A 17,355-nucleotide genomic window follows, 5' to 3' on the forward strand; every position below is an offset into this window, starting at 1 on the left:
GGCATGACCGTCACCACGCCCGGCTCCGCGGCCGCCGGCGGCGGCGCCCCGGTGCCCCCCGAGGACCTCGTCACGCTGACCATCGACGGCGCCGAGATCTCCGTCCCCAAGGGGACGCTCGTCATCCGCGCCGCCGAGCAGCTCGGCATCGAGATCCCGCGCTTCTGCGACCACCCGCTGCTCGACCCCGTCGGCGCCTGCCGCCAGTGCATCGTCGAGGTGGAGGGCCAGCGCAAGCCGATGGCCTCCTGCACCATCACCTGCACCGACGGCATGGTCGTCCGCTCCCAGCTCACCTCGCCCGTCGCCGAGAAGGCGCAGCAGGGCGTGATGGAGCTGCTGCTGATCAACCACCCGCTGGACTGCCCGGTCTGCGACAAGGGCGGCGAGTGCCCCCTGCAGAACCAGGCCGTCTCGCACGGGCAGGCCGAATCGCGCTTCGAGGGGAAGAAGCGCACCTACGAGAAGCCGGTGCCCATCTCCACCCAGGTGCTCCTCGACCGCGAGCGCTGCGTGCTCTGCGCGCGGTGCACCCGGTTCTCCAACCAGGTGGCCGGCGACCCGATGATCGAGCTGGTCGAGCGCGGCGCGCTCCAGCAGGTCGGCACCGGCGAGGGCGACCCGTTCGCCTCGTACTTCTCCGGCAACACCATCCAGATCTGCCCGGTGGGCGCGCTCACCTCGGCCGCGTACCGCTTCCGCTCCCGCCCCTTCGACCTGGTCTCCAGCCCGTCCGTGTGCGAGCACTGCGCCGGCGGCTGCGCGAGCCGCACCGACCACCGGCGCGGCAAGGTCATGCGCCGCCTGGCGGCGGAGGACCCGGAGGTCAACGAGGAGTGGATGTGCGACAAGGGGCGCTTCGGCTTCCGCTACGCCCAGCAGCGCGACCGCCTCACCACCCCCCTGGTCCGCAATGACGAGGGCGTCCTCGAACCGGCGAGCTGGCCCGAGGCGCTGGAGGCGGCGGCCGCGGGCCTGCGCGCCGCGCGCGGCCGGGCGGGCGTGCTCACCGGCGGCCGGCTGACCGTCGAGGACGCGTACGCGTACGCCAAGTTCGCCCGGGTCGCCCTGGACACCAACGACATCGACTTCCGCGCCCGCGCCCACTCCGCCGAGGAGGCCGACTTCCTGGCCGCCGCCGTCGCGGGACGGGGACGGGACCTCGACGGCACCGGTGTCACCTACACCGCGCTGGAGCAGGCCCCGGCCGTGCTGCTGGCCGGGTTCGAGTCGGAGGAGGAGGCGCCGGGCGTCTTCCTGCGGCTGCGCAAGGCGCACCGCAAGCACGGCCAGCGGACCTTCTCCCTGGCCACCCACGCCACCCGCGGCCTGGAGAAGGCGGGCGGCACCCTGCTGCCCGCCGCCCCCGGCACCGAGACCGAGTGGCTGGACGCCCTCGCCTCGGGCACCGGGCTCGACGAGGACGGCGCCCGGGCCGCCGAGGCGCTGCGCTCCGACGGCGCGGTGATCGTCGTCGGCGAGCGGCTGGCCGCCGTGCCCGGCGGGCTCACCGCCGCGCTGCGCACCGCCACCGCCACCGGCGCCCGGCTGGTGTGGATCCCGCGCCGGGCCGGCGACCGGGGCGCGGTCGAGGCGGGCGCGCTGCCGTCGCTGCTGCCGGGCGGCCGCCCGGCGACCGACCCGCGTGCCCGCGAGGAGACCGCCGAGGTCTGGCGGGTGCGTGAACTCCCCGTCAGCTTCGGACGCGACACGGGGCAGATCGTCGAGGCCGCGGCCACCGGCGAACTGGGCGCGCTGCTCGTCGCCGGTGTCGAGGTCGCGGACCTGCCGGACGTGGCCCGCGCCCGTGAGGCGCTGGACGCCGTCGGCTTCCTCGTCTCGCTGGAGCTGCGGCCGAGCGAGGTCACCGAGCGGGCGGACGTGGTCTTCCCGGTCGCGGCCGTCGCCGAGAAGGCGGGCACCTTCCTCAACTGGGAGGGCCGGGTGCGGATGTTCGAGGCCGCGCTCAAGCCCGAGCAGATGACCCGCCGGCTCGCCCCGGCCGACGCCCGGGTGCTGCACATGCTCGCCGACGCCCTCGACGTCCACTTCGCGCTGCCGGACCTGAAGGCCGTCCGCGCCGAGATGGACCGGCTGGGCCGCTGGGACGGCCCCCGGGCCGGCGGGCCGGCCGAGACGTCCCGCCCGCTGCCGCGGCCGGGCGAGGGCGAGGCGGTCCTCGCCGGGCACCGGCTCCTGCTCGACCAGGGCCTGCTCCAGCAGGGCGACGAGGCGCTGGCCGGCACCCGGCACGCCCCCGTCGCACGGCTGTCGGCGACCACGGCGGCGGAGACCGGGGTGAAGGACGGCGACGCACTGGAGGTGTCCGGCCCCGCCGGCTCCGTCCGGCTGCCGCTCCAGGTCACCTCGATGCCCGACCGCGTGGTGTGGCTGCCGCTGAACTCCGCGGGCGGCGGCGTGGCCGCCGACACCGGGGCCCGCCCCGGCGAACTGGTCCGTATCGCGGCCGTCACGGGCGCGACCGAGGTGACGGAGGTGGAGGCATGAGCGCCATGACCAGCCTGGCCCTCGAGGACCTGTCGATGTTCGGCCGGGACCCGTGGTGGCTCGTCGTCATCAAGGCCGTGTTCTGCTTCGCGTTCCTGATGATCACCGTGCTGTTCTCCATCGTGTGGGAGCGCAAGGTCGTCGCCTGGATGCAGCTGCGCATCGGCCCCAACCGGCACGGCCCCTGGGGCATGCTCCAGTCGCTCGCCGACGGCATCAAGCTGATGCTCAAGGAAGACGTCGTCGTCAAGCGGGCCGACAAGGTCGTCTACATCCTCGCGCCGATCGTCGCCGCGATCCCGGCGTTCATGGCGATCGCCGTGATCCCGTTCGGGCCGGCCGGCAACGAGGTCTCGATCCTCGGCCACCGCACCACGATGCAGCTGACCGACCTGCCGATCGCGATGCTCTACATCCTCGCGGTCGCCTCCGTCGGCATCTACGGCATCGTGCTCGCGGGCTGGTCGTCCGGCTCGACGTACCCGCTGCTCGGGGGCCTGCGCTCGTGCGCGCAGATGATCTCCTACGAGATCGCGATGGGCGCCGCGTTCGCCTCCGTCTTCCTCTACTCCGGGTCGATGTCGACCTCGGCGATCGTGGAGGCGCAGGCCGACCGCTGGTACATCCTGCTGCTGCCGGTGTCGTTCATCATCTACGTCGTCACCATGGTCGGCGAGACCAACCGGGCGCCGTTCGACATGCCGGAGTCGGAGGGCGACCTCGTCGGCGGCTTCAACACCGAGTACAGCTCGATCAAGTTCGCGATGTTCATGCTGGCCGAGTACGTCAACATGGTCACCGTCTCCGCCGTCTCCGTCACCCTCTTCCTGGGCGGCTGGCGAGCCCCGTACCCGATCTCCACCTTCTGGGAGGGCGCGAACCACGGCTGGTGGCCGATGCTCTGGTTCGTCCTCAAGGTGCAGTTGCTGCTCTTCTTCTTCATCTGGCTGCGCGGCACCCTGCCACGGGTCCGCTACGACCAGCTGATGAAGCTCGGCTGGAAGGTCCTGATCCCGGTCTCGGTGGTCTGGCTGATGCTCGTCGCCACGGTGCGGGCGCTGCGGAACGAGAACTACGACTTCCAGCAGATCGTGCTCTACGTCGCCGGGGCCGTGATCGCGGTGCTCCTGTTGTCCTTCGTGGCCGACGTGTTCCGCGGCAGGAAGGACCGGGAGGCCGAGGCGGCGAAGCCCGCGCCCGGTCCGTTCGACCCGATGGCCGGCGGGTTCCCCGTACCGCCGCTGCCCGGTCAGGAGCTGCCGCCGGTGCCGCGCAGGCGCCCGCGGCGGGACCGCGAACTGATCTCCAGCGGCGGGCCCGGTACGGACAGTGATGGTCCTCAGGACGGAAAGGAGGCCGACGGTGTCTGACACATCCGAGAGCTCGTTCCAGAATCCGGTCGCCGGCTTCGGCGTGACCTTCAAGGCCATGTTCAAGAAGCGGCTCACCGAGCAGTACCCGGAGCAGCCGAAGGTCACGGCGCCGCGCTTCCACGGCCGGCACCAGCTGAACCGCCACCCCGACGGGCTGGAGAAGTGCGTCGGGTGCGAGCTGTGCGCCTGGGCCTGTCCGGCCGACGCCATCTACGTCGAGGGCGCGGACAACACCGAGGAGGAGCGCTACTCCCCGGGCGAGCGGTACGGCCGCGTCTATCAGATCAACTACGCCCGCTGCATCCTGTGCGGCCTGTGCATCGAGGCGTGCCCCACCCGGGCGCTCACGATGACCAACGAGTTCGAACTGGCCGACAGCAGCCGCGAGAACCTCATCTACACCAAGGAGCAGCTGCTCGCCGGTCTGGACGAGGGCATGGTCGACTCGCCGCACTCGATCTTCCCCGGCATGGACGAGCAGGACTACTACCGGGGCCTGGTCACCGAGGCCGCCCCGGGCACGGTCCGGCAGACCGCGGTGTCCCGCGGCGAGCAGGTCCAGGAGGGCGAGTCCACGTTCGGCGAGGACGAGCCCGCCTCCGGGAAGGTGATCGGCGCATGAACGTGCTCGCCGCCTCCACCACCTCCACCGGCGAGGCCGTCCAGTTCTGGATCCTCGGCACGGTCGCCGTCATCGGCGCCCTGTGCACGATCCTGATGCGGCGGGCCGTGCACAGTGCGCTGTGCCTCGCCGGGACCATGATCATCCTCGCGGTGTTCTACCTCGCCAACGGCGCCTACTTCCTGGGCATCGTGCAGATCGTCGTCTACACCGGCGCGATCATGATGCTGTTCCTCTTCGTGGTCATGCTGGTCGGCGTCACCGCCGCCGACTCGCTGAAGGAGACCATCAAGGGGCAGCGGTGGCTGGCCGCCCTGTGCGGCCTCGGCTTCGGCATCCTCCTGATCGCCGGCATCGCCAACGCCTCCCTGAAGAACTTCAACGGCCTGGGCGCCGCCAACGCCGCCCGCGGCGGCAACGTCGAGGGCCTGGCCGCCCTCATCTTCACCAAGTACGTCTTCGCCTTCGAGATCACCGGCGCGCTGCTGATCACGGCGGCCGTCGGCGCGATGGTGCTCACCCACCGCGAGCGCACCGAGCGCGCCCGCACCCAGCGCGAACTCGCCGAGCAGCGGGTGCGCGAGGGCAAGCACCTGCCGCCGCTGCCCGCCCCCGGCGTCTACGCCCGGCACAACGCGGTGGACATCGCCGGCCTGCTGCCCGACGGCACCCCGTCCGAGCTCACGGTCAGCCGCACCCTGCGCGACCGCGGCCAGATCCGGGACGTGTCGCGCGAGGCGCTGGACGACCTCAAGGCCCTGGAGCAGCGCTCCGCGGAGCGGCTCGGACGCGACACGGACGGGCACGACCGGGACGGACAGGAGGTCACGCGGTGAATCCGGTCAACTATCTGTACCTCGCCGCGCTGCTGTTCACCATCGGTGCCGCCGGTGTGCTGATCCGGCGGAACGCGATCGTGGTCTTCATGTGCGTCGAGCTGATGCTCAACGCGTGCAATCTCGCCTTCGTCGGCTTCTCCCGGATGCACGGCAACCTCGACGGCCAGATCATCGCGTTCTTCACGATGGTCGTCGCGGCCGCGGAGGTCGTGGTCGGACTCGCGATCATCGTCTCGCTGTTCCGCTCCCGCCACTCGGCCTCGGTCGACGACGCCAGCCTGATGAAGCTGTAAGGGGACGGACGAATCGTGGAGAACCTGATCGCGCTGCTCGTCGCGGCGCCCCTGCTCGGAGCGGCGGTGCTGCTCTGCGGCGGCCGCCGCCTCGACACGACCGGCCACTGGCTCGGCACCCTGTTCGCCGGCGCCTCCTTCGTCCTCGCCGCCGTCCTCTTCGCGGACATGCTCGGCAAGGACGCGGACGACCGGGCCCTCAACAGCACGCTCTACAACTGGATCCCGGTCGAGGGCTTCCAGGCGGACATCGCCTTCCAGCTCGACCAGCTCTCGATGACCTTCGTGCTGCTGATCTCGGGCGTCGGCACCCTGATCCACATCTACTCCATCGGGTACATGGAGCACGACGAGCGGCGCCGCCGCTTCTTCGGCTACCTGAACCTCTTCCTCGCGGCGATGCTGCTGCTGGTCCTCGCGGACAACTACCTGCTGCTGTACGTCGGCTGGGAGGGCGTGGGCCTCGCCTCGTACCTGCTCATCGGCTTCTGGCAGCACAAGCCCAGCGCGGCGACGGCGGCCAAGAAGGCGTTCCTGGTCAACCGGGTCGGCGACATCGGCCTGTCGATCGCCATCATGCTGATGTTCACCACCTTCGGCACCTTCGCCTTCGGGCCGGTGCTCGGCGCGGTGGGCGAGACCTCCGAGGGCACCCTGACGGCGATCGGCCTGATGCTGCTGCTCGCGGCGTGCGGCAAGTCGGCGCAGGTGCCGCTCCAGTCCTGGCTCGGCGACGCGATGGAGGGCCCGACCCCGGTCTCGGCCCTGATCCACGCGGCGACCATGGTGACCGCCGGCGTGTACCTGATCGTCCGGTCCGGCGCGATCTTCAACGCCGCCCCGGACGCGCAGCTCGCCGTCGTGGTCGTCGGCGCCGTGACGCTGCTCTTCGGTGCGATCGTCGGTTGCGCGAAGGACGACATCAAGAAGGCGCTCGCCGGTTCGACCATGTCGCAGATCGGCTACATGATCCTCGCGGCCGGACTCGGCCCGATCGGCTACGCGTTCGCGATCATGCACCTGGTGACCCACGGCTTCTTCAAGGCCGGGCTCTTCCTCGGCGCCGGCTCGGTCATGCACGGCATGAACGACGAGGTGGACATGCGCCGCTACGGCGGGCTGCGGAAGTACATGCCGGTCACCTTCGTGACCTTCGGCCTCGGCTACCTCGCCATCATCGGCTTCCCGGGCCTGTCCGGCTTCTGGACCAAGGACACCATCATCGAGGCGGCCTTCGCCTACGGCGACGGCGCCCGCGCCTGGATCTTCGGCGGCATCACGCTGCTGGGCGCCGGCATCACCGCGTTCTACATGACCCGCGTGATGATCATGACGTTCTTCGGCGAGAAGCGCTGGCAGCCGGACGCGGAGGGCCACGAGCCGCACCCGCACGAGTCCCCGAAGTCGATGACGATCCCGATGATCGTGCTCGCCTTCGGCTCGGTCTTCGCCGGCGCGTTCTTCGCGATCGGCGACCGGTTCGCCAACTGGCTCGCCCCGGTCACCGAGTTCGAGCACCCGCACCCGGTCATCAGCGTCCCCGCGATCACCGCCTCCACCGTCGTGGTGCTGGTGATCGGCGCGGGGATCGCCTGGGCGATGTACGGGCGCAAGCCGGTCCCGGTCACCGCGCCGCGCGGCTCGCTGCTCACCCGGGCCGCCCGACGCGACCTGTTCCAGGACGACGTCAACCACGTGGTCCTGGTCCGCGGCGGGGAGCACCTCACCCGGTCCCTGGTCTACGTCGACCACACCCTGGTCGACGGTGTGGTCAACGGCACGGCCGCCACGTTCGGCGGTCTGTCCGGCCGGCTGCGCAAGCTGCAGAACGGCTACGCCCGCAGCTACGCGGTCTCGATGTTCGGCGGTACGGCGATCCTGATCGCCGCGACCCTGCTGATGAGGGCGGTCTGACATGTCCTTCCCGATCCTGACGGCAACGGCGGTGCTCCCGGCGGTCGGTGCGATCGCCACCGCCGCCGTCCCCGCCGCGCGGAGGACGGCCGCCAAGTGGCTGGCGCTGCTCTTCTCGCTCGCCACCCTGGTGCTGGCCGCCATCGTGCTCGTACGGTTCGAGCCCGGCGGCGACCGCTACCAGCTCACCGAGTCCCACTCCTGGATCGCCGACTTCGGCGTCCGCTACGAACTGGGCGTCGACGGCATCGGCGTGGTGATGGTGGCGCTGACCGCGCTGCTCATCCCGTTCGTCATCCTCGCCGGCTGGCACGACGCCGACCCGCAGGAGAAGGCCACCAAGCGCTGGCGGCCGACGCAGGGCTTCTTCGCCCTGATCCTGATGGTCGAGGCGATGGTGATCCTCTCCTTCGAGGCCACCGACGTCTTCCTCTTCTACATCCTCTTCGAAGCCATGCTCATCCCGATGTACTTCCTCATCGGCGGCTTCGGCGACCGCGCGCACGCCGGCACCGAGGAGAACGCGGCGGCCCAGCGCTCGTACGCCGCGGTGAAGTTCCTCCTCTACAACCTGGTCGGCGGCCTGATCATGCTCGCCGCCGTCATCGGCCTCTACGTGGTCGCGGGCAGCTTCTCGCTCTCCGAGATCGCCGAGGCCCGGGCGAGCGGCGAGTTCGAGATGGCGCAGAACACCGAGCGGCTGCTGTTCCTCGGCTTCTTCTTCGCCTTCGCGGTCAAGGCCCCGCTCTGGCCGCTGCACACCTGGCTGCCGAACGCGATGGGCGAGGCGACCGCACCGGTCGCGGTGCTGATCACTGCCGTCGTCGACAAGGTCGGCACCTTCGCGATGCTCCGTTTCTGCCTCCAGCTCTTCCCGGAGGCCAGCAAGTGGGCCACCCCGGCGATCCTCGTGCTGGCGCTGATCAGCATCGTCTACGGGGCGCTGCTCGCCGTCGGCCAGCGCGACATCAAGCGTCTGGTCGCCTACGCGTCGATCTCGCACTTCGGCTTCATCGTCCTGGGCATCTTCGCGATGACCAGCCAGGCCCAGTCGGGCGCGACGCTGTACATGGTCAACCACGGCATCTCGACCGCCGCGCTGATGCTGGTCGCCGGCTTCCTGATCTCGCGCCGCGGTTCGCGTCTCATCGCGGACTACGGCGGTGTGCAGAAGGTCGCCCCGGTGCTCGCCGGCACCTTCCTCGTCGGCGGCCTCGCGACCCTGTCGCTGCCCGGACTCGCCCCGTTCGTGAGCGAGTTCCTGGTGCTGGTCGGCACGTTCTCCGCGTACCCGGTGGCCGGTGTGATCGCCACCTCCGGCATCGTGCTGGCCGCGCTCTACACCCTGGTGCTCTACCAGCGCACCATGACCGGGCCGGTGAAGGCCGAGGTCAGCACCATGCCCGACCTGAAGGCACGTGAACTGGTGGTCGTCGCACCGCTGATCGCGCTGCTGCTCTTCCTGGGCGTGTTCCCGAAGCCGGTGACGGAGATCGTCAACCCGGCGGTGGAGCACACGATGTCCGACGTACAGAAGCAGGACCCCCGGCCCGAGGTGGAGGCGGCCAAGTGAGCCAGCAAGCTGTCCACAGCCTGTGGACGATGGCGGCGGAGGCCGAGCCGCTCGGCAAGATCCCCGCACCCCACATCGAGTACGACCAGCTCGCACCGGTGCTGATCATCGTGGGCGCCGCCCTCGTCGGCATCCTGGTGGAGGCCTTCGTGCCGCGCCGGGCCCGGTACCACACCCAGCTGTTCGTGACCGTGGTCGCCCTCGCGGCCTCGTTCGCGGCGGTCGTGGCCCTCGCCGCGGGCGGGCACGCCACGACGAAGGCCGGTATCGCCGCGATGGGCGCCATCGCGGTGGACGGCCCCGCCCTGTTCCTCCAGGGCGTGATCCTGCTGTCGTCGGTCGTCGCGGTCTTCACCTTCGCCGAGCGCCGTCTCGACCCCGAGGCGCACGGCAACCGGATCGACTCCTTCGCCGCCGAACCGGCCGCCGTGCCGGGCAGCGACCACGAGAAGGCCGCGGTCAAGGCCGGGTTCACCACCACCGAGGTGTTCCCGATCGCCCTCTTCGCGGTCGCCGGCATGCTGGTCTTCCCGGCCGCCAACGACCTGCTGACCCTCTTCATCGCGCTGGAGGTCTTCTCCCTCCCGCTCTACCTGCTCTGCGCCCTGGCCCGCCGCAAGCGGCTGATGTCCCAGGAGGCGGCGGTCAAGTACTTCCTGCTGGGCGCCTTCTCCTCGGCCTTCATGCTGTTCGGCATCGCGCTCCTCTACGGGTACGCCGGCTCCGTCTCGTACGCCCGGATCGCCGACGTCGTCGACGGCAGCGTCCGCTCCATCGACCCGGCCCTCGCCGACACCATGGGCAACGACGCGCTGCTGCTGATCGGCGGGGCGATGCTGCTGATGGGCCTGCTCTTCAAGGTCGGCGCCGTGCCGTTCCACATGTGGACGCCCGACGTCTACCAGGGCGCCCCGACCCCGGTCACCGGCTTCATGGCCGCCGCGACCAAGGTCGCCGCCTTCGGCGCCCTGCTGCGGCTGCTGTACGTGGTGCTGCCGGGCATGGCGTGGGACTGGCGTCCGGTCATGTGGGGGGTCGCGATCGTGACCATGCTCGGCGGTGCGATCGTCGCCATCACCCAGACCGACATCAAGCGCCTCCTCGCGTACTCGTCGATCGCGCACGCCGGCTTCATCCTCGCCGGTGTGATCGCCACGACCCCCTCGGGCGTCTCCTCCGTCCTCTTCTACCTGCTCGCTTACTCCTTCGTGACCATCGGCGCCTTCGCCGTCGTCACCCTGGTCCGCGACGCCGGAGGCGAGGCGACCCACCTCTCCAAGTGGGCCGGACTGGGGCGGCGTTCGCCGCTGGTCGCGGCGGTCTTCGCGGTCTTCCTGCTCGCCTTCGCCGGCATCCCGCTGACGTCGGGCTTCGCGGGGAAGTTCGCCGTCTTCAAGGCGGCGGCGGAGGGCGGCGCGGGCGCGCTGGTCGTCGTCGGTGTGATCTCCTCGGCCATCGCCGCGTTCTTCTACATCCGGGTCATCGTGCTGATGTTCTTCAGCGAGCCGAAGCCGGAGGGCCCGACGGTGGCCGTGCCGTCGCCGCTGACGATCACCACGATCGGCGTCGGCGTCGCCGTCACCCTGGTGCTCGGCGTCGCCCCGCAGTACTTCCTGGACCTGGCGAGCCAGGCGGGCACCTTCGTCCGCTGACCACTGCCCACGTCCACGCCGAAGGTCCGGCACCTCCCGGGGGAGGTGCCGGACCTTCGGCGTGCGGGGACTACGGGCCGGAGGGCGGGCGCCGCCGCTTGGCCGTGATCGCGGTCAGATCCAGGTCGGCGGGGAACGGGGCGTCGACCTTCATCCGGTCGTGGAAGACGCCCGTCGGCGTGTAGACACCGGTGCTCGGCTCCAGCTCGAAGACGTAGACGACCGGCTTCCCCTGCTGGTTCTCCACCCGCCAGTAGTGGGGGATCTTCGCACGGGCGTACTTGAGGGGCTTGGTCTCCCGGTCCCGGGTCAGCGACTCGGGGGAGACCACCTCGATCGCCAGCAGCACCGCCTGGGCGGGGAAGCGGGTCTGCTCCACGTCCTGGATGACGTGCTCGGGCACCACGACCACATCCGGCTCGGGCCGGTTGTGGCGGTCCACGTCGATGGTGAACTCGCGCACGACCTCGAAGTCCTCCGGCGCGAGCGACTGGAGCTGCCACTCGAAGAAGCTCACCGCACGTGCGTGGAAGAGGCTCTGCGGACTCACGAAGACGAGGCTCCCGTCGATCAGCTCCGTGTGCGGAGGCAGGTGCGGAAGCGTGTCCAGGTCGTCGGCCGTCCAGCCGCCCACCGGAGGGACCGGCCAGCGCGGGCTGCTCTGCTCCTGGGACTCGGGTTCGGCGCTCATCAGTGCTCCCATGCGACGGAGTCTCGCGGGCCCGTCCAGCGTATCGGGCGCAAAGGGATCAAGACTCCACGCACGTGTGTACGGATCACCCCGTGTTGACCCGCCCCGCGTAGGCGCGGACGTCCGCGTCGGTGTCGGTGGCGGCGGAGGTCAGGGCGGTGCGGGCGGCGGGGGCGGAGGGGTGGCGGAGGAGGGCGAGGACGGCGGCTTTGCGGACGTCGGCGTTGGAGTCGGAGAGGGCCCCGGCGAGGGCGGGGACCGCGTCGGCGGGAGCGGCCGCGCCCAGCGCCTTCGCCGCGCCCGCGCGGACCTGCCACGCCGGGTCGGCGAGGGCGGCGCGGGCCGTGGCGGCGAGGTCCGGCGGGCAGCCCGCCGTGCCCAGCGCCTCGTAGGCGGCGGCCCGCACCAGCGGGTCCGGGTCGCCGGTGAGCGCCGTCAGCGGGGCGAGCACACCGGCGGCGGTCACCGAGGCGAGTCCCCTGGCCGTGGCCACCCGCACCTCGCGGGCCGGGTCGGCGGCGGCGCGGGCGAGTTCCGGCAGGGCGTCGACGGAGACCAGCGCCCGCGCGGCCGCGATCCGGACGGCGATGTCCGGCGAGCCGAGCACCGCGGCGTAGGCAGGGGCGGTGCCCAGACGCAGCTCGCGCAGGACGTCGAGGGCGGCGGCCGGGACGACGGGGTCGGCCGAGGCGAGTGCGGCGAGGAGCAGTTCGCGCAGTGCGGGTTCGGGCGGCAGGGTCTCCACCAGCTCGCGCAGGGAGTCCGCCGCCGCGGCCCGGACCCCGGGGTCGGCGTCGGCGAGCGCCCCGGCGAGCGCGGGGCCGGTGCCGCCCGGGGCGGTCTCGGTGAGCGCGGCGACGGCGGCACGGCGCACCGCCGGGTCCGGGTCGGCCAGATAGGGCCGCAGGGCGGGGAGTTCGGGGTCGCCCTCGGCGAGGGCCAGCAGCTCCAGGATCCGGGGCGAGGCCGTGGCGGGCCCGCTTCCGGCGGCGGCACGCGTGGCGATCCGCGATCCGGTCGGCGCCACCTCGCGCGGCCCGGCCGTCGCCACCTGGGCGAGGGCGACCTCTCCCAGATGGCGGGACGGGCCGCCGGCGGGGGCGTACTCGTCGACCGGCACCAGGTACGGCGCCACCGGCCGGGCGGTGAACTCCATGGCCCCCGAGGCCGATTTGCGCAGGTCGAGGTGGTGCAGCCAGTCCTCGTCGTCGGTGGCGGGGTGGTCGGTCCGCTGGTGGTAGAGGCCCCAGCGGGACTCGGTGCGGGCCAGCGAGGCGCGGGCGGCCATCTCGGCGCAGTCCCGGATGAAGGACACCTCGGCGCAGCGCATCAGCTCGTGCGGGGTGGTGGCGCCCATGGCCGCGATCTCGCCGCGCATCCGCTCGAAGTGCTCCACGGCGAGCGACAGCCGGGCGCCGCTCTTCGGCGGGGCGACGTAGTCGTTGACGAAGCGCCGCAGCTTGTACTCGACCTGCGGCTGCGGCGGCCCGTCCGGGTTGCGCAGCGGCCGGTAGACCAGCTCGTGGGCCTCGCGCAGCTGGTCGGCGGGGAGTTCTCCGTCGTACGCGCGGTACCGGGCGGCGTCCTCGCCCGCGAGGTCGCCGAAGACGAACGCGCCGATCATGTAGTTGTGGGGGACGCAGGCCAGGTCGCCGGCGGCGTACAGCCGGGGCACGGTGGTGCGCGCGTGGTCGTCGACGCGCACGCCCGACGCCGAGTGCCCGCCGCACAGGCCGATCTCGGAGATGTGCATCTCGATGTCGTGGGTGCGGTAGTCGTGCCCGCGGTTGGCGTGGAAGGTGCCGCGGGTGGGGCGCTCGGTGGTGTGCAGGATGCCCTCCAGCGCTGCCACCGACTCCTCGGGCAGATGGCTGAGCTTCAGGTAGACCGGGCCGCGGTCGGAGGCCAGTTCCTCGGCGAACTCGGCCATCATCCGGCCCGACCAGTAGTCGGAGTCGACGAACCGCTCGCCGTGCCGGTTGACCTGGTAGCCGCCGAAGGGGTTGGCGACGTAGGCGCAGGCCGGGCCGTTGTAGTCCTTGATCAGCGGGTTGATCTGGAAGCACTCGATGCCGGTGAGCTCGGCGCCCGCGTGGTAGGCCATGGCGTAGCCGTCGCCGGCGTTGGTCGGGTTCTCGTAGGTGCCGTAGAGGTAGCCCGACGCGGGCAGTCCGAGCCGTCCGGCCGCGCCGGTCGCGAGGATCACGGCACCGGCCCGGACGACGACGAACCGCCCGGTGCGCGTGTCGAACCCGGCCGCGCCGACGGCCCGCCCGCCGCTGGTGAGCACCCGCACCGGCATCACCCGGTTCTCGATGCGGATGCGCTCGCGCATCTCCCGGCGGCGCAGCTGCCGGTAGAGCACCTTCTTGACGTCCTTGCCCTCGGGCATGGGCAGCACGTACGAGCCCGAGCGGTGGACCTGCCGGACGGCGTACTCGCCGTGCTCGTCCTTCTCGAACTTCACCCCGTACGACTCCAGCCGCCGCACCATCGCGAAGCCGCGGACGGCCGTCTGCCGGACGGTGGACTGGTCGACGATCCCGTCGTTGGCCCGGGTGATCTCGGCGACGTAGTCGTCCGGTTCGGCACGGCCGGGCACGACGGCGTTGTTCACGCCGTCCATGCCCATGGCGAGGGCCCCGGAGTGCCGGACGTGCGCCTTCTCCAGCAGCAGCACGTCCGCGCCGTGCTCGGCGGCCGTGAGCGCGGCCATCGTCCCGGCGGTGCCGCCGCCCACGACGAGTACGTCGCAGCTGATCTCGTCCGCGTCCGCGAGGGCCGGAATCCGCATGGCTGGGCCTTTCCTTCGGTGGTCGGTCAGTCGGTCAGTCGGTGTCGAGGGAGGCGAGGACCGTGCGCCGCAGTGCCCCGGTCCGCGGGTCGTTCCGCGCGTCCCGGTCCCGGGGGCGGGGCACGGCGAGGACGTCGAGCAGGGTGCCGCCGCCGAGCAGGGCGACCCGGTCGCCGAGGAAGAGCGCCTCGTCGACGTCGTGGGTGACGAAGACGACGGTGGCGCCGGTGCCCCGCAGCACCTCGACGAGGAGCTGCTGCATCCCGGCCCGGGTCCGGGCGTCCAGCGCGCCGAACGGCTCGTCCATCAGGACGGCGCGCGGCTCGCCCGCGAGGGCGCGGGCCAGCTGGACGCGCTGCCGCTGGCCGCCCGAGAGCTGGTGGGGGTACTTGTCCTCGTGGCCGGTGAGTCCTGTGCGCCCCAGCCAGCCCCGGGCCCGTTCCCGCCGCGCGGCGCGCGGCACACCCCTGACGGCGAGCGGCAGTTCGACGTTGCGGCGCACGGTCCGCCAGGGCAGGAGCGCGTCCTCCTGGAAGACCAGCGCCCGTTCGGCGCCGGGACCGCGCACCCGGTCGCCGTCCTGGGTGACCTCGCCGGAGAGCGGGGGCAGCAGGCCGGCGAGGGTGCGCAGCAGGGTGGACTTGCCGCAGCCGGAGGGGCCGACGACGGCGAGGATCTCGCCGGGGAGGACGTCCAGGCCGACGTCCTCCAGGACGGTCCCGCCCTCTCCGCGCCGGCCCAGCGCGGCCCCGCGCAGCCCGAGCCGGGTGCCGGTGCCGGCACGGCCGGCGGGGCCGGTGGTGCTGCCGGCGCCGGTGGTCGTGGTGCTCATGGGTGCCTCTCCCCGGTGGCGGTGGCGGTGTTGGTGGCAGTGGCAGTGGCAGTGGCGGCGGTGGCGGGGCGGTCCGCGGGCTCCCGTCCGGGGCGCGTCGCGCGGGCCGTCGTCCGGCCGGTGCCGCGGGGCAGCCACCGCGTCACCCGTCGGCCCGCCACCTCGACGGCGGTGGAGGTGAGCCAGCCGAGGACGCCGATGGTGACCATGCCGACGAAGACGCCGGGGTAGTCGACGACCGTGTAGTCCTGCCAGGTGCGGTATCCCACCCCGTACTCGCCGGAGATCATCTCGGCCGAGATCACGCAGATCCAGGACACCCCGATGCCCACCGAGAGCCCGCCGAGGACGCCGGGCAGGGCGCCCGGCAGGACCACCGACCACAGCACCCGTCCGCGGCCGCCGCCCATGGTCCGCACCGCTTCCTCCCAGACGGGCGCGAGCGCGCGCACCGCGTGGCGGGTGGAGACCGTGACGGGGAAGAAGGCCGCGGTGAACGTGATGAAGACGATGCCCTGCTCGTTGCTCGGGAAGAGCAGGATCGCCACCGGCACCAGGGCGATCGCCGGTATCGGCCGCAGCACCTCCAGCAGCGGGCCGATCACGTCCTCGGCCACCCGCGAGCGGGCGACCGCCGTGCCGACGGCGACGCCCGCGACGGCCGCGAGCAGGAAACCGGTCACGATCCGGGTGACGCTGTCGGTCAGGTCCTGCCAGTAGGTGGCCCCGCCGACGCGCTCTCCGAAGGCCCGCGCCACCTCGGTGACGGTGGGGAACTGCTCGAACCGCAGCCACAGGTTCACGTCCTGCGCGGTCAGCAGCTGCCAGAGCCCGAGCGCGGCGGCCAGGGACAGCGCGCGCACCGCGTGGCGGGCCGTGCGGTTCACGAGGCGGCCCGTTCCAGGGCCTGCGCGTACGGCAGGGTGCGCGCTCCCGGGTGCGCGGCGATCCAGTCGGCGGCGGCGGACGGGGCGAGGAACGGCAGCAGTGCGTCGCCGTCGGCGACCCAGACGGCCTTGTCGGCGAACCACGGTGTGCCGGTCGTGGCATCGGGGACGTACGCGGCCCGCACCGCCCCGCGGTCCGCCGCCACCGCGGAGAGCAGGGCCTCGGGGGAGTCGTAGGACCGGGTGGTGCCGTCCTTGCGCCACAGCTCGCCGCGGGCGGCCGGGGCCTTCGCCGTGAGCGCCGCGTCGTATCCGGCGCCGTGCGCGCGTCGCAGGTACCGGTCGTCGACGAAGGCGTCCACGAACGACTCGGCGTCCAGGTCCCCGACGAGCCCGGCCGACGCCAGCACGGGGACGTCCTGCTTCAGCGCGGCGACGAGGTCGGGCCGGACGGCGGTGCCGAAGGTGGCGATGCCGTTGGCGCCGTTGTAGAGGTAGACGACCTCGGCCGGCAGGCCCGTGGCCCGTGCGACGGACTCGGCCGCGGCGACCGGCTTCTCGCGCAGGTACTTTGTCGCGCGGATCTGGGCGCGCAGGAAGTCCTCCAGCACGGCGGTGTGCTCCTCGGCGAAGTCCTCCCGCGCGGTGACGCCGTGGAAGGTCGGCAGGCCGAGGGCCGCGCCGTCGTAGAGCGCCGTCGCCCGCCCCTGGTGGGCGAGGAGCCCCGGCCAGGCCACGAACTGGGAGAGCGCGTCGGCGCTGCCGGACTGGAGCGCCGAAGCGCCCACCGCGGGCTGCTGGTTGAGCTTGCGGATGTCCTTGTCCGGGTCGAGGCCCTCCCGCTGGAGGGCCCGCACCAAGGTGCCGTCGGCGGCCGATCCGACGCTGGTGGACACCTTCGTCCCCTTGAGGTCGCGCAGGGACGTGAGGCCGGAACCGGGCGCGGTGACGATGGTGTTGAGCCCGCCGCGGAGGTTGTAGCCGGTGACGGAGACGAGCCGGGTGGGCCGGTCGAGCTGCTTGCCGCGCGCCGCGTTGAGCAGCAGGGGGAAGTCGCCCATCGAGCCGATGTCGATCTTGCCCGCGGTCATCTGCGCGGTGATCGGGGCGCCGGTGGCGTAGTCCTGCCAGCGGACCTCGTAGGTGACGCCGTCGCGTGCGCCGCGCTCCTCCAGCTCCTCCTCGAAGTAGCCGAGGGAGCGCAGCAGGGTGCCGACGGTGACGGTGTTGATGGTCTTCGACTGGTAGCCGACGGTCACCGTGACGGTGTCCGGGCCTCCGACCTCCGCTCCGCCGCCGCAGCCGGCGGCGGCCGGGACCAGGAGCGCGAGTGCGAGCAGCGCGCGGGGTGCCGTGCGTGTCATGGGGGCGGGCCTC

The 17,355-nt window shown here is 72.3% G+C and carries 13 protein-coding genes; 8 read left to right on the forward strand and 5 right to left on the reverse strand.

Annotated features, from left to right (window positions below; all coding sequences use genetic code 11):
• The first annotated feature begins 3 nt into the window (after positions 1–3).
• Genes IAG43_RS18335 through nuoN form a run of 8 tightly spaced genes read left to right on the forward strand, consistent with a single transcriptional unit; the run spans position 4 to position 10,774 of the window.
• Positions 4–2,508, forward strand: coding sequence for an NADH-quinone oxidoreductase subunit G (locus IAG43_RS18335; RefSeq protein WP_187741809.1), 2,505 nt, complete (start codon positions 4–6; stop codon positions 2,506–2,508).
• Positions 2,505–3,878, forward strand: a complete 1,374-nt coding sequence (gene nuoH, locus IAG43_RS18340) for an NADH-quinone oxidoreductase subunit NuoH (protein WP_187741810.1) — start codon at positions 2,505–2,507, stop codon at positions 3,876–3,878. The genes IAG43_RS18335 and nuoH overlap by 4 nt, the downstream gene beginning before the upstream one ends.
• Positions 3,841–4,503: an NADH-quinone oxidoreductase subunit NuoI gene (gene nuoI / locus IAG43_RS18345; RefSeq protein WP_187741811.1), complete on the forward strand. Its 663-nt coding sequence runs from the start codon at positions 3,841–3,843 to the stop codon at positions 4,501–4,503. The genes nuoH and nuoI overlap by 38 nt, the downstream gene beginning before the upstream one ends.
• A complete protein-coding gene (locus IAG43_RS18350; protein ID WP_187741812.1) occupies positions 4,500–5,339 on the forward strand; it encodes an NADH-quinone oxidoreductase subunit J in 840 nt (279 codons plus the stop codon). The genes nuoI and IAG43_RS18350 overlap by 4 nt, the downstream gene beginning before the upstream one ends.
• Positions 5,336–5,635: an NADH-quinone oxidoreductase subunit NuoK gene (gene nuoK / locus IAG43_RS18355; RefSeq protein ID WP_187741813.1), complete on the forward strand. Its 300-nt coding sequence runs from the start codon at positions 5,336–5,338 to the stop codon at positions 5,633–5,635. The genes IAG43_RS18350 and nuoK overlap by 4 nt, the downstream gene beginning before the upstream one ends.
• Before the next feature lie 15 nt (positions 5,636–5,650).
• Positions 5,651–7,549, forward strand: a complete 1,899-nt coding sequence (gene nuoL / locus IAG43_RS18360) for an NADH-quinone oxidoreductase subunit L (protein ID WP_187741814.1) — start codon at positions 5,651–5,653, stop codon at positions 7,547–7,549.
• A gap of 1 nt (position 7,550) precedes the next feature.
• On the forward strand, positions 7,551–9,122 hold the full coding sequence (locus IAG43_RS18365; protein ID WP_187741815.1) for an NADH-quinone oxidoreductase subunit M: 1,572 nt from the start codon (positions 7,551–7,553) through the stop codon (positions 9,120–9,122).
• Entirely contained in the window at positions 9,119–10,774 is a 1,656-nt protein-coding gene (gene nuoN / locus IAG43_RS18370; protein WP_187741816.1) for an NADH-quinone oxidoreductase subunit NuoN, read from the forward strand. Before IAG43_RS18365 ends, nuoN begins: the two co-directional genes overlap by 4 nt.
• Before the next feature lie 70 nt (positions 10,775–10,844).
• Here the strand turns inward: nuoN and IAG43_RS18375 are convergent, their stop codons facing one another.
• The 5 genes from IAG43_RS18375 to IAG43_RS18395 form a co-directional block, all read right to left on the reverse strand.
• On the reverse strand, positions 10,845–11,465 hold the full coding sequence (locus IAG43_RS18375; RefSeq protein ID WP_187744527.1) for a Uma2 family endonuclease: 621 nt from the start codon (positions 11,463–11,465) through the stop codon (positions 10,845–10,847).
• 85 nt (positions 11,466–11,550) lie between these two features.
• Positions 11,551–14,259, reverse strand: coding sequence for a fumarate reductase/succinate dehydrogenase flavoprotein subunit (locus IAG43_RS18380; protein WP_187741817.1), 2,709 nt, complete (start codon positions 14,257–14,259; stop codon positions 11,551–11,553).
• A gap of 34 nt (positions 14,260–14,293) precedes the next feature.
• Entirely contained in the window at positions 14,294–15,091 is a 798-nt protein-coding gene (locus tag IAG43_RS18385; RefSeq protein WP_187741818.1) for an ABC transporter ATP-binding protein, read from the reverse strand.
• Positions 15,088–15,978: an ABC transporter permease gene (locus tag IAG43_RS18390; RefSeq protein ID WP_223005943.1), complete on the reverse strand. Its 891-nt coding sequence runs from the start codon at positions 15,976–15,978 to the stop codon at positions 15,088–15,090. The genes IAG43_RS18385 and IAG43_RS18390 overlap by 4 nt, the downstream gene beginning before the upstream one ends.
• Positions 15,975–17,342: an ABC transporter substrate-binding protein gene (locus tag IAG43_RS18395; RefSeq protein WP_187741819.1), complete on the reverse strand. Its 1,368-nt coding sequence runs from the start codon at positions 17,340–17,342 to the stop codon at positions 15,975–15,977. The genes IAG43_RS18390 and IAG43_RS18395 overlap by 4 nt, the downstream gene beginning before the upstream one ends.
• Between the last annotated feature and the right edge of the window lie 13 nt (positions 17,343–17,355).

It is taken from the genome of Streptomyces genisteinicus, assembly GCF_014489615.1.
Taxonomy (GTDB): Bacteria; Actinomycetota; Actinomycetes; order Streptomycetales; family Streptomycetaceae; genus Streptomyces; species Streptomyces genisteinicus.

Bases quoted from the DNA above. Each gene is read 5' to 3' on its own strand.
- IAG43_RS18335 (WP_187741809.1), top strand. From the start codon at position 4: ATGACCGTCACCACGCCCGGCTCCGCGGCCGCCGGCGGCGGCGCCCCG.
- nuoH (WP_187741810.1), top strand. From the start codon at position 2,505: ATGAGCGCCATGACCAGCCTGGCCCTCGAGGACCTGTCGATGTTCGGC.
- nuoI (WP_187741811.1), top strand. From the start codon at position 3,841: ATGGTCCTCAGGACGGAAAGGAGGCCGACGGTGTCTGACACATCCGAG.
- IAG43_RS18350 (WP_187741812.1), top strand. From the start codon at position 4,500: ATGAACGTGCTCGCCGCCTCCACCACCTCCACCGGCGAGGCCGTCCAG.
- IAG43_RS18365 (WP_187741815.1), top strand. From the start codon at position 7,551: ATGTCCTTCCCGATCCTGACGGCAACGGCGGTGCTCCCGGCGGTCGGT.
- IAG43_RS18375 (WP_187744527.1), bottom strand. From the start codon at position 11,465: ATGAGCGCCGAACCCGAGTCCCAGGAGCAGAGCAGCCCGCGCTGGCCG.
- IAG43_RS18380 (WP_187741817.1), bottom strand. From the start codon at position 14,259: ATGCGGATTCCGGCCCTCGCGGACGCGGACGAGATCAGCTGCGACGTA.
- IAG43_RS18385 (WP_187741818.1), bottom strand. From the start codon at position 15,091: ATGAGCACCACGACCACCGGCGCCGGCAGCACCACCGGCCCCGCCGGC.
- IAG43_RS18395 (WP_187741819.1), bottom strand. From the start codon at position 17,342: ATGACACGCACGGCACCCCGCGCGCTGCTCGCACTCGCGCTCCTGGTC.